The sequence below is a fragment of the Chryseobacterium sp. CBo1 genome (genome assembly GCF_001693475.1).
Classification (GTDB): Bacteria; Bacteroidota; Bacteroidia; order Flavobacteriales; family Weeksellaceae; genus Chryseobacterium; species Chryseobacterium formosense.
Genome location: NZ_MAUH01000056.1, coordinates 129,821 through 142,766, shown reverse-complemented (window position 1 = coordinate 142,766; position 12,946 = coordinate 129,821). Strand labels below are relative to the sequence as shown.

The 12,946-nt window shown below is 33.8% G+C and carries 9 protein-coding genes; 6 read left to right on the top strand and 3 right to left on the bottom strand.

The features are described from left to right. The first annotated feature begins 50 nt into the window (after window positions 1-50). The 3 genes from BA768_RS18455 to BA768_RS18445 are packed head-to-tail and all read left to right on the top strand — an operon-like array spanning window position 51 to window position 3,687. Complete coding sequence (locus BA768_RS18455; protein WP_065721937.1) at window positions 51-458, top strand: hypothetical protein; 408 nt, start codon at window positions 51-53, stop codon at window positions 456-458. Beyond that, window positions 458-994 (top strand): DUF922 domain-containing protein, encoded by a 537-nt coding sequence (locus tag BA768_RS18450; protein WP_065721936.1) that lies wholly within the window; start codon window positions 458-460, stop codon window positions 992-994. The genes BA768_RS18455 and BA768_RS18450 overlap by 1 nt, the downstream gene beginning before the upstream one ends. Continuing rightward, the gene (locus BA768_RS18445) at window positions 991-3,687 is read left to right on the top strand and encodes a PD-(D/E)XK nuclease family protein (protein WP_065721935.1); all 2,697 of its coding nucleotides are present in this window, start codon (window positions 991-993) and stop codon (window positions 3,685-3,687) included. Before BA768_RS18450 ends, BA768_RS18445 begins: the two co-directional genes overlap by 4 nt. Before the next feature lie 118 nt (window positions 3,688-3,805). On the opposite strand, the gene BA768_RS18440 is transcribed toward BA768_RS18445, so the two are convergent. From BA768_RS18440 to BA768_RS18430, 3 genes are all read right to left on the bottom strand, one after another. Further along, on the bottom strand, window positions 3,806-4,984 hold the full coding sequence (locus BA768_RS18440; RefSeq protein ID WP_034676515.1) for an acyl-CoA dehydrogenase family protein: 1,179 nt from the start codon (window positions 4,982-4,984) through the stop codon (window positions 3,806-3,808). Window positions 4,985-5,056: 72 nt separating this feature from the next. After that, the gene (locus BA768_RS18435) at window positions 5,057-5,797 is read right to left on the bottom strand and encodes an NUDIX hydrolase (RefSeq protein ID WP_034676513.1); all 741 of its coding nucleotides are present in this window, start codon (window positions 5,795-5,797) and stop codon (window positions 5,057-5,059) included. Between the two features lie 22 nt (window positions 5,798-5,819). Then, a complete protein-coding gene (locus tag BA768_RS18430) occupies window positions 5,820-7,004 on the bottom strand; it encodes an MFS transporter (RefSeq protein WP_065721934.1) in 1,185 nt (394 codons plus the stop codon). A gap of 177 nt (window positions 7,005-7,181) precedes the next feature. Here BA768_RS18430 and BA768_RS18425 point away from each other — a divergent pair, with 177 nt between their 5' ends. From BA768_RS18425 to BA768_RS18415, 3 genes are read left to right on the top strand one after another with little or no spacing between them, the layout of a single operon-like run. Further along, window positions 7,182-9,965, top strand: a complete 2,784-nt coding sequence (locus BA768_RS18425) for a SusC/RagA family TonB-linked outer membrane protein (RefSeq protein WP_065721933.1) — start codon at window positions 7,182-7,184, stop codon at window positions 9,963-9,965. An 11-nt stretch (window positions 9,966-9,976) separates the two neighbouring features. Continuing rightward, on the top strand, window positions 9,977-11,440 hold the full coding sequence (locus BA768_RS18420; RefSeq protein WP_083206738.1) for a RagB/SusD family nutrient uptake outer membrane protein: 1,464 nt from the start codon (window positions 9,977-9,979) through the stop codon (window positions 11,438-11,440). A gap of 2 nt (window positions 11,441-11,442) precedes the next feature. Continuing rightward, the gene (locus tag BA768_RS18415) at window positions 11,443-12,873 is read left to right on the top strand and encodes a glycoside hydrolase family 30 protein (protein ID WP_065721932.1); all 1,431 of its coding nucleotides are present in this window, start codon (window positions 11,443-11,445) and stop codon (window positions 12,871-12,873) included. Window positions 12,874-12,946 lie beyond the last annotated feature (73 nt).

Sequence of the window (12,946 nt, the reverse complement as noted above, 5' to 3'; positions counted from 1 at the left end):
AAAGAATAATTTTTGTTAATTTTAATTAGAATTTAATCAAATCCTGTATCATGAAATCTCTTTTGAAAATAAGTCTTGCTGCTATAATTTTTGGTATCTCATTTACTTCATGTAAAGATGATGACGATTATCAGACGATTGAATCTGTTGATAAAGTAAAAATCGACAGTGTGAAAATAGTGAACGATACAATGGATGTTTTTTCGGTTCAGAGTATCAGAACGTATTCAACTTATTCGTCGGGATGCAAAGGTTTTTACGGTTATGATTACGTTCACTTGTCGGATCTTGAAAGGGATATTACGGCCTATCAATTTACAACAAACGGTCCATGTACACAGGCAATTTATACCGGAGCAAATCAGATCAATTTCAGACCACAAAAAGCTGGAAAATACACTTTCAGATTCTGGAACGGAGATAATAACTGGATCACAAAAACAATTGTAGTGGAATAATGAAGTTTTTTTTAATCATTTTTTTATTAGTTTTTAATGGATTATCAGCTCAGAAAATTTACTGGAGCGAAGATCAGAAGTTGGTTTGGGATAATTTTAAAAGCAAACGCAACAATTTAGGTGGCTCAACAGTCGTAGCTTACACGCATTGCGGTTGGGAATATTCTGTAATTACTTCAAGCGATCCCAAAGTTCCTGTAAAAATGACCATTGAAACTGTTTTTAACGAAGATAAATCCTGGAAGGACGATAAGAGAATCAATGATTATGTGCTTCTTCATGAGCAGAAGCATTTCGATATTGCTGAAATTCATGCAAGAAAACTGAGAAAAGAAGTTTCAGAAAAAATAAAAACGACTGCGGATTACAATAAACTTTTCAAGACGATTTACGTTAAAATTTCTTCAGAATATAAAAATTTCCAGGCTGCTTATGACCGGGTTACAGAGCACGGAATGAATAAAGGAAAACAGGCAGAATACAATATGTTAATAAGCGAAGAGCTCGAAAAACTAAAAAACTACCAGAAAACTTGAAATTTCTAAACAAAATCATCAATGAATTAATAGTTCAGAATTCTGATTTATCGCAATTTAATATTGTTCTTCCCGGGAAAAGACCGATCGTTTTCATTCGTCAGATTCTGGAAGAAAACAACTATTCGGGATTTCTTCCGACTTTTTACACGATTGAAGAACTTATTGTTAACATTGTTGACCAACAAACCATTCAGGGGATTTCTCTCTGGCTTTTTGCGTACGATGTTTATAAAAGTTTAAACCTCATTCCTAATGATGATTTTTCTGAATTTTTAAAATGGTTTCCGACACTCCAGAAAGATTGGGATGATATTCTGAAGTTTTCAGATTCAGATGAAGCCGTTCTGCAGTATATGTTTGATGAAGAGCGGATCAAAGAATGGGCACAGGATTTGGGTGATGATGAAGTTCCAAGGAAAAAATTCCTGAATTTCTGGCGGAACATGAATGTTTTTCTTCCGGTTTTAAAGAAGAAATTAAAAGAAAAAAACTGGGCAACTCCCGGAATGATTCATGAATCTGCAAAAGCTAAAATCGAAGACTTTGCTAAAAATAATACCGAGAATTTTGTTTTTTGTGGTTTTAATGCATTTACACCAGTTGAAGAAAAATTGGTGCGAAATCTTTTGCAATGGGATAAAGCACAATGTTTTTTTCAGGCAGATAAATATTATTTTGATGATGAAAGACAAGAAGCCGGGAAATTCCTTAGAAATCATAAAACATGGAAGGAATTCAATGACAGCAGAGTTTTCAATTGGATTGAGGATGATTTTAATCAACCTAAAAACATTAGGGTTTACGAAGTTTCAGGGAATGTTACCCAAACCAAAATTCTACCAGAATTATTTGAAACGATTGACAATAAAACATTTACCAATACCGCAGTAGTTTTATTAGATGAAAATCTTTTACCTGCAAGTCTCGATGTCATGCATGCTGTTGAAAATCTAAACATTACAATGGGTTTTCCGTTGAAAAATCTTTCATTTTCAAATGCGGTAAAACAGCTTTTTTATCTTCAGAAACAGCTTGAAAAAAGTAAAAGTTCATACTATTATCGCGATGTTTTTCCGATTCTTGAAGAACTTCCTAAATCTGATGAAGACGAAAAAACCATTAATGAATTTAAGTCTAAAATAGAGGAGAGGAACATTGTTTATATCTCTCAAAAGCTTTTTCGGGAACTTTTAGAAAATTTATCTTATTTCAATCTTCTCCAAAAAGCAGAATCTGGGTATCGTTTTTTGGATGATCTTATTGAGTTTTGCCGTAAAATAAAATGGCTTGAGCTTGATGATATTCAATATGAAAATGTTTCTCATTTTGAAAATGCATTCAGAATCATCAAAAATCAAATCACGCCTTATGGTTTTGATATAAAGATGGAAACGCTTGAAATTCTGATCAACCAGCATATCAATTCAGAAAGTATCGATTTTCAGGGAGAACCTTTGAAAGGGCTTCAGGTAATGGGATTGCTGGAAACACGTCTTTTAAATTTTGAAAACGTAATTCTTCTGTCGGTAAATGAAGGCAAATTACCTCTAGGAAATTCACAAAACACCTATATTCCTTTTGACATTCGCAGACATTTTGATCTGCATACTTTCCTGGAAAATGACAGTATTTATGCCTATCATTTCTATCGTTTGATTCAGGATGCAAAGAATGTTCATTTGCTTTTTAATGCTTTAAGTTCGGGGGTAAATACAGGAGAAAAAAGCAGGTTTATCACCCAAATTGAAATGGAAAGTTCACATCAGATCGAACATATCATTGTCGAGAATTCTTCTGAACCAATTTTGAGCAAGCCCATCGAAATATTCAAAACGGATATTGTTCAGCAACAGCTCTTGAAATGGAAAGAGAAAGTTTCGGCTTCGCATTTAACGAGTTATCTGTATAATCCGGTTGATTTTTATTTTTCTAAAATATTAAATACTTCTGAAGCTGATGAAATTGAAGAAGAATTATCCATCAGAAATTACGGAAATTTAGTGCATTTTACTCTTCAAGAGATTTATGAAGTATTAAAAGGTAAAGTTTTAAAATTAAATAATTTACAGGATTCAATTAAACAAATAGATCAATTTATAGATGTTGCTATCGAAAAGTTGAAACACCAACCGGAATTCTATCAGAAAGGGATGAATTACATTCATCGGGCAATTGCCAAAAAAGTGACTGAGAATATTCTTAATCATGATCTTGAATTGATTAAAAACGGAAATTCTTTAGAAATCATTGATATTGAAAGACGATTTGAAGGTGTGGATTTTTATCTTAATGATAATAAATCTGACAAGGTATCTTTCTTTGGATTCATCGACCGAATTGATAAGCTCAACGGAACGATTCGAATTATTGATTATAAAACAGCAAAAACTAAAAATCTGACGGTAAAAATTGATGAGCTCAACAAATCGGATTACTTTCAGAATAGCGATCGAAAACAGGCAATGCAGCTTTGTTTGTATCAATATGTAGTTCAAAGTTTGCCCGAATTTTGGGGTTATCCTGTAGAAACAGGAATCTGGAGTTTTGCCGATGCTAAAAAAGGGGTAGTGTCACTTGAATTTGCTCAGGGGAATCTCGATGATGCAATGGTTTCAATCCAAAATTTAATTCTTGAAATTTTAAATCCGGATATAAGTTTTATAGAGAATGTGAAAACTTATAGCAATTAAATTTGCTTTTAAATTTAAAAAACTCCCGCAGATTTTGAAGATTGGTTTGATTTATTTTAATATTCAAAATCTTATAAATCCGCAAAATCTGCGAGAGACATTATTTAATTACTAATTTTTAAAATGCGTTAATTCCTGTAATATCAAGACCTGTAATCAATAAATGAACATCGTGTGTTCCTTCATACGTAATTACCGATTCTAAGTTCGCAGCGTGACGCATCATCGGGAATTCTCCCATGATTCCCATCCCGCCAAGAATCTGTCGTGATTCTCTTGCAATATCAATTGCCATCTTTACATTATTTCTTTTCGCCATAGAAATCTGAGCCGGACTTGCCTTGTGGTCATTCTTCAGGTTTCCTAACTGTAGACAAAGTAACTGAGCTTTAGTGATTTCAGTCAAAAATTCAGCTAATTTTTTCTGCTGCAACTGATATGAACCAATTGGTTTTCCGAATTGTTTTCTTTCTTTAGAATACTGAACAGCAGTACAATAACAATCAATCGCTGCGCCAATTACACCCCACGAAATTCCGTATCTCGCAGAATTTAAACATGATAAAGGTCCTTTCAAGCCTGTAACATTGGGTAATAAGTTTTCTTTTGGAACCTTCACATCATTGAAAACCAATTCACCGGTTTTAGATGCTCTCAAGCTCCATTTATTGTGTGTTTCCGGAGTTGTGAAACCTTCCATTCCTCTTTCAACGATCAGTCCCTGCACTTTTCCTTCTTCATTTTTAGCCCAAATTACGGCAATATCGCACAATGGAGAATTGGTAATCCACATTTTAGCACCATTTAAAAGATAATGATCTCCCATATCTTTAAAATAAGTCTCCATAGAGCTTGGGTCGGAACCATGATTAGGCTCAGTAAGACCGAAAGATCCGATCATTTCTCCTGAAGCTAATTTTGGTAAATATTTTCTTTTCTGCTCTTCAGAACCGAATTCATTAATAGGGAACATCACCAAAGAACTTTGCACAGAAGCCGCAGAACGTACTGCTGAATCTCCTCTTTCTAATTCCTGCATAATTAAACCATACGAAATTTGATCTAAACCAGAACCACCATATTCCTCAGGAATGTATGGTCCCAAAGCTCCGATTTTACCCAATTCTTTCATTAGATTCGGCAAATCGGTATGATTTTGAGCGGCTTCATCTATTTTCGGCATTACAAAACTTTCTACCCAATCTCTTACAGACTGGCGAATTAGTTTGTGTTCTTCGGTTAATAAAGCATCAATTCCGTAGTAATCGGGAATGCTGGTAAGAGGATAATATGACATGTAATTTAATTTTTCTAAAAGTAAGATTTTTTCGGAACCCTCAAAAAAAAACTTTAAAAAGGAGAAAAAAGACTATTCTTTAATAAATTTATATAGATAAGGCGCTTTGTTGGCAGAACCGTCGTAAAGTTTTTCCATTCTTTCTAAAGAATTGGTGCTTAATATTTTACGTTGAAAGTTATTCCTTCTGAATTTTTCCCCTAAAATTGTCTCGTATAATGACTGAAGATCTTTCATGGTGAATTTTTCAGGTAAAAGATTACTTGCAGCAATCTGAGTATCAATGTTTTTTCTAAGATATTGCAATCCTTCAGAAATGACTCTGTCATGGTCGAAAGCCATTTGTGGAAGTTTATTTACTTCAAACCAAGCGCAAGATTCATTAAAAGCATCCGGAAAAGTATTTGCCATCGAAAAATCGATCAGGCTGCAATAACCGACTGTGATAAATCTTTGCAAAATCCAGTGATCAGAAGGAACCTCAAGGCCTTTGTTATTAATTAAAGTTTTGTGAACGTTATTCTTTGTTCTGTCGAGCCTTCCAAAAGTATGAAACTGTTCCAGAAACAAACCTTTAAGATGGGTTCTTTCATATAAAACACGATCTGCGGCTTCTCTAAGATCTTCATCTATGAAAACAAAACCACCGGGAAGAGAATACAAATCCATATCGTGGTACTTCAATAATAAGACTTTAAGGATATTGTCGTGGAAACCGAAAATGGTACAGTCTACTGAGATATTAGGGATAAGATCCTTACTGTCAATGAGTTCCTTTAATGATTCTAAGTTTTTATTGTGATCAGTTTTCATGGGATAAAAATAAAATTATTTTTTAAATTTTATTAGCGCTTAATCTAAAATAAGCAAATGCAAGTATAAAAATAACGACAACAGCACTTAAAATGTACACAGAATAGTAACTAAGTAACTGTCTTTCAAATAATATCGATATGGTAATTGAACTGAGTGAACTTCCCAAAGAAGAGAAAATTACAATGAGTGAGGTGAAGGTATTAATTTTTTCTCTATCAATTTTAGCAATCATTTTTGCATTGATCACCGGATAAAGAGGTGAAAGAAACAAGCCGATTACCGGGAAAAGATACAAAAGAACCTTCGCATCATCCGAAAAATAAAATTGAATGATTGATATAATGATGAGTAGGGAAATGGTAAGAAGTAGACAAGTTATAAAATATTTACCTAAAGAAAATCTCTGTATGATTTTAGATGTGATCGTTCTTCCGGCATAAGAAAACAGGGCTAAAAATGAGGAAGCCTGCAATGCAAAAAATGAGTTTACCTTCAAATGATCTTTATAAAAAGCTGGTAACCAGGAGTTGAAACTCTGTTCTGTAAAAACAATAAAAAAGATTACCGCAAAAAATACGACAACCGATGTTTTTCCGAAGCCTGATAAGTCGGGAAGCAACCGGGGATTTTTATTTTCCGGTTCGGATATTTTTAGTTTTGAAAAAAGATACACCGTAAAGAATGAAATCAGTGATATAAATATGAACCCGAATTTCCAGAATTCACCATATTTACTTGAAATAAGCCACCCAAAACCTGTATTGACCACAAAAATTCCAATCATGAAAGAAGCTTCCACACTGTTCATGGTTTTGGCAAGAGATTTTTCTTCGATCATATTATTCCGGATAATTCCGTAAACACAGATTTTTCCTAGTGCAAAACAAGTCCCGATTATCGCAAACCAAAGTTTATAAAACCAGAATACTTTTACAAATGGAAGAATAAGTGAACAGATGGCAACAAACAAAAGCGAAAAAACGAGTGATTTTTTTGTTCCGAATCTGCTGATGAAATTTACTGCAAAAAGTGAAATAAAAGCAATGGGAATATCCTTAAATGATTCTAAAAAACCTAACTTATCATAAGTGATATTTTCCTGTGAAAGCTGAATGATAATGATGCCCATGCAATTCAAAACCATTGAGAAAATAAGGAAAGTTAGCTTCAACGGAAGAGAAATATTGGGTTGCTTGAGATTCATTTTGGGGATAAATTTTTAGCTAAGAATTGAATTTTTTACTTTGTTTTGCCTAATTTGATAGGCTTTAAAGTCCCAAAAATACAGGAAATATTAAAATAATTATTAAATAAATGTTAAATGTTCAAAAAAAAATATATTTTTATTGTCTCAATTTGAGAATTAAAAAACTAACTGTATATGAATGTAAAAATAACAAAGAGTATAGGACTGGTTGCAGCACTATACTTTACGGCAAATTTCCATGCACAAACAGCACCGAAAGACACTGTTCAGAAAGAACAGAAAATTGAGGAAGTGGTTGTAATTGGTTACGGATCCGTTAAAAAATCAAACCTTACCAGTGCCGTTTCTACAGTGAAGTCTGAAACTTTTGATGACAGACCGATTTACAACGTCGGTCAGGCATTACAAGGTAATGCAGCCGGAGTCAACGTCATTCAGTCTTCAGGAAAACCGGGAGCTGCAATTGATGTAAAAATCAGGGGTAATAACTCTATTTCTTCGAGTGTAAACCCTTTATATGTTGTTGATGGAATTCAGACGTTTGATATTAGTGGAATTAATCCCGACGATATTACCGATATGACAATTCTGAAGGATGCAACTTCTGCTGCAATTTATGGTATTAATGGTTCTTCAGGAGTAGTGATTGTTACTACAAAAAGAGGGAAAGCAAACAAACCGCAGTTAGGTTTCAATGCTTACTGGGGTATGTCTAAAACCGTTAATAATATTGATGTTTTAAATCTAGATCAGTATAAAACGTTAATGGCGGAAATTAATCCTTCTTACTTAACAACCATTAACAATCCAAGATATGAAGGTATTAATACTAACTGGAGAGACGAAGTATTCAGAACAGGTTTTGATCAGAACTATAATGTTAATTATTCTTTCGGTAACGAAAATGTAAGAGCATACACTGCTTTGGGTTATCAGGGAATCGACGGGATAATTGATCCTGCAAGATTCGACAGAGTTTCGGCAAAAGCAAATTTAGACGCTAAAATAGCTCCCTGGATCAAACTTACGGCGAATTTTAATTATATTAATACCGGATTAAAAAACACCAATGATAATCTTGGTACTTCAAGAGGAGGAGTTATTTTAAGTGCGTTGAATACACCAGCTTTTCTTCCTATTTACGGCAGTCAGCTTGCGATAAGAGACAAAGATACTGCAGGAAATTACTTGGATGGTTATAAAGACGGACAATTTGCTTTAAACCCATTCCAGTCTTCTTGGGAAAACCCTGTGGCTTATCAGTCAAGACAAAACGAGACTCGTACACAGCGTTTTTTAAGCAATTTAGGCTTAGAAGTAAACATTCTTAAAAACTTAGTTTGGAAGCCAACAGTTTCGTTTGATTTTATAGATGTAACAAATGATCAGTTTACTGATGGTTACCAGACGAGTTACGGAAGACAGCAAAAAGGTATTGGAGGCAAATATTTATCGACTTATCAGGATTTAAATATTGAAAACACTTTAACTTATACAATAAAATCAGGAGTTCACGATTTGGCTTTATTAGGTGGAAATCAGATCCATGAAAAAAGAAACTCATGGAATAATTTTGAGGGAAATAATTTCGCTGAAGGCACAACTTTCTTTGATTATAATACAGTAATTGATAACAAGCGTGAAAGTCTTGTAAAAGAACATTTAAGAGAATTATCATTCTTCGGAAGAGCTCTGTACACCTATGATAACAAGTATACTATTATGGGAGTTTTCAGATATAACGGAAGTTCAGCTTTAGCTCCCGGAAATAAATGGGGATTCTTCCCTGGAGTTTCAGCAGCGTGGACTGTATCTAATGAAGATTTCTTAGCTGACAATAAAATCTTATCCGAATTAAAATTGAGAGGAGGATGGGGACAAAGTGGTAATGCTTCAGGAATTCCTCCATATTCTCATTATAACCTTGAAAGAAATTCACGTGTAGGTCCAGATGGTGTCTGGTACAGTTATCAGTGGGATAGTAGTGACTTGGGTTGGGAAACAACTACGGATGCAAACATAGGTTTAGATTTTGGCTTCTTAAACAATAGAATTAAATTGAGCATAGATGCTTACAAAAGAAAAACCAAGGACTTAATTGTTCCTATTTCATTCGAAAGTGCTGGTATCGGAAACATTCTAAAGAATATTGGCAGCATGGAAAACAAAGGTTTAGAATTTGCTCTAAACACGCAGAATTTCAAAGGAGAAAACTTTAATTGGAGCACAAATTTCAATATTTCATTTACAAAAAATAAGGTATTAGATTTAAATTATAGACCAAACATTGATGTAGCAAATATTGAAACGGTTGGAGCTAATTTAGTAAGATTTACACCTGGTCAGGCAATAAGTTCTTTTTACGGTTATCAAGTGAGTCATGTCGATTCTCAAACAGGTGATTTGGTATACAAAGATAATAATGGAAATGGAATTTTTGACCCCAATGACAGAACAATAATAGGAAATCCAAATCCGGACTTCAGTTTTGGTTTCAGCAATAATTTTTCATATAAAAACTGGTATTTAGATGTTTTGGTGACCGGATCTTACGGAGGTGAAATTTACAATGCTTCAAGATTTGATCTTGAAATGATGAATGATTTTAAAAATCAATCTACAGCGGTCTTAGACAGATGGACTACTCCTGGACAAATTACAAATACACCAAGGGCTAATTCTCCAACTTCGCAGTATGTATCTGATAGATTTATGGAGAATGGTTCTTTCCTTAAAATTAAGAGTGCTACACTTGGCTATAATTTCTTAAGTCCCTTCAAAGGTGTAAGTAAAATAAATCTCTATATTACGGGACAAAATCTACTAACTTGGACAGATTATACAGGTTTTGATCCTGAAGTAAATGCATTCAATACAACAAATGGTGTTTCAGGTGTTGACTACGGAACTTATCCTCAGGTAAGAACTTTTATTTTCGGTCTTAAAGCTAATTTTTAATTTAAATTCTCATGAAAATTAATAAAACAATATACTACTTTCTACTTGGAGCAACTTTAACTCTAGGAACAACTTCTTGTAGTGATTATTTAGATACAGAGCCACTTACTGATAGAGCAGTGCCCAATAATGATACTCCCTACACAAAAGCGGATGAAGCGGAAGGTTTGATGACTATTATCTACACAGATTTGGGTAACGAATACTGGCAGTTAGATTATTTTTTTAATGGTGATGCGCAAACGGATGTAGCTCATGCAGGAAGTGATAATATTCAAAATTTTCAAATGGATGAGTATAGAATTATCGCAACCAATTCAAACGTTAACAGAGACTGGAATTATTTGTTCAGATTTATCAATAATTGTAATAAAGTTCTAAATTACGTAGATAATATTTCGGATCCTGCACTTTCAAATTCTCGAAAAGCGGAAATGAAAGCTGAAGCTGCGATTATGCGAGCAATGTACAATTTCCACGGAGTACAATTGTGGGGAGATTTTCCTTTAGTAACAAAAGCAGTTGTTGGAGTAAATGCAGATAATTTTGATGAAGTATATAGTCAGGTTTATCCAGCAAGAAAACCTGTCAATGAGGTTTATAATTTAATCATTTCAGATTTGGAAGGAGCTATTGCGAATGCTCCTGCGAGTTCAAATAAATATAGAGCTACAAAAGGTTTAGCTATGGCTCTATTGGCGAAAGTATATGCAACAAAACCAAATCCTGATTATGCAAAAGTTATCGATTATACAACCCAATTAATGGGACAAGGATATTCATTACTTCCAAGTTACGATCAACTTTTTGATGGTAATCATGAAGCCAATGCAGAATCTATTTTTGAATCTAATGGTAATGCAGGTAATCTTTGGGCATGGGGATCTTCAATGTTTTACGGAACAGACTGGAAAAAATTTAATACTCCTTCTTATGATTTAGTGAATACTTTTAATACAGAAGGAGATAATGTTAGAAAAAATTCTAGTGTTTGGTTTTCTCCGACTACGGTAAGCTGGTCAGATAATTTCTGGGCAAGTAATAATTTCCCTTTTATGTATAAAATGAGAATAACGACTGGGCATCAGAATTTTTATGTGATGAGATATGCCGATTTATTATTAATCAGAGCGGAAGCTTTGGTTCGTCAAGGTAATTTCACAGATGCTGCAGCGCTGGTGAACCAAGTGAGAGCAAGAGCGAGTTCAAGTTTAACACCTATTACAATTGCTAATACTGATGACGGAATTAATAAGATTCTTAAAGAAAGAAAGTTAGAATTAGCATTTGAAGGTCATCGTTGGTTTGATTTGAAACGAACAGGAAAAGCAATTGAAATACTTTCTCAACAAAAAAATGCTGCAGGTAATTTATTGCCTTACGTAAATAATTTAAATCAAAACAGATTATTGTGGCCAATTCCACAGACGCAAATGGATAATAACCCTAATTTAATTCAAAATCCTGGATATTAAATATGTCAAATAAGAATTCATATAGTTTCTTTTTAAAGAGTACTGCACTGCTATTTAGCGGTGTGGTACTTTTATCTTTAACGTCTTGTAAATCGACAATAAATACGAAAGATCAGGTTCAATCCTGGTTGACGAAAGGAGATGAGAGCGTAAAATTACAGCAACAATTACCTTTAGTTTTTGTAAATACATCCAACAACTTTCAGAATATTGAAATTGACGACACTCAAAAATTTCAATATGTTGACGGTTTCGGTTATACATTAACGGGCGGAAGTGTTGAAGTAATCAATCGTCTTTCATCAACAAAAAGAAAAGCTTTGTTGAACGAACTTTTCGGGAAAGATGAAAATTCGATTTCCATCAGTTATTTAAGATTAAGCATTGGCGCATCTGATTTGGATGGCGAAGTTTTTTCTTATGACGATTTGCCTCAAGGTCAAACTGATCCGACGTTGTCTAAATTCAGTTTGGCGAGAGATAAAGATTTAATTGCGATGTTAAAAGAAATTTTAGCCATCAATCCAAAAATCAAGATCATTGCAGCACCTTGGTCGCCACCGGTTTGGATGAAAGATAATGGGAAATCAGTTGGGGGAAGTCTTAAGCCTGAATTTTATGATGCTTATGCAAAATATTTTGTCAAATATATTCAGGGAATGCAGAAAGAAGGAATTATCATTGATGCGGTAACTCCTCAAAACGAGCCGTTACATCCGGGAAATAATCCTAGTTTGTTGATGGTTTCTGATCAGCAGAGAGATTTTATCAAGCAAAGTTTAGGTCCGATTTTTAAATCTAATAATATTAAAACTAAAATTGTCGTTTACGATCACAATTGTAACAAACCCGAATATGCCATCAACATTTTAAATGATGGAGAAGCAAACCAATATATCGATGGTTCAGCTTTTCATTTATACGAAGGTGACATTTCAGCTTTGAGTACAGTTCATAATGCACACCCTAATAAAAATTTATATTTCACAGAGCAATGGACGGGTGCAAAAGGTACTTTCAATGAAGATTTAAACTGGCATACCAAAAATGTTGTGATTGGTTCTATGAGAAATTGGAGCAAAATCGCTTTAGAATGGAATCTTGCCAACGACACTGAATTTAAACCCCATACTCCCGGAGGTTGTACAGAATGTAAAGGTGCAATTACGGTTTCAGATAAAGAGAATTTTACGAGAAATATAGGGTATTATATTATCGCTCACGCATCAAAATTTGTTCCTGCCAATTCTCAGAGAATATCTTCAACGCAGACGGATAACCTGTCTACAGTGGCCTTTAAAACCCCTGAAGGAAAAACGGTTTTAATAGTTCAGAATTACAGCAAGACAGATGAAAATTTTAATATTAAATATAACAACAAAACAGCTCCTGTAAACATTACAGCAAGTTCGGTTGCAACTTATATTTTTTAAATTTTAAATGACACATTTAGATGTTTTGAGAATGAAAACTCTGTGTTCTTTGTTAAGTGAAATCGAAGATTCG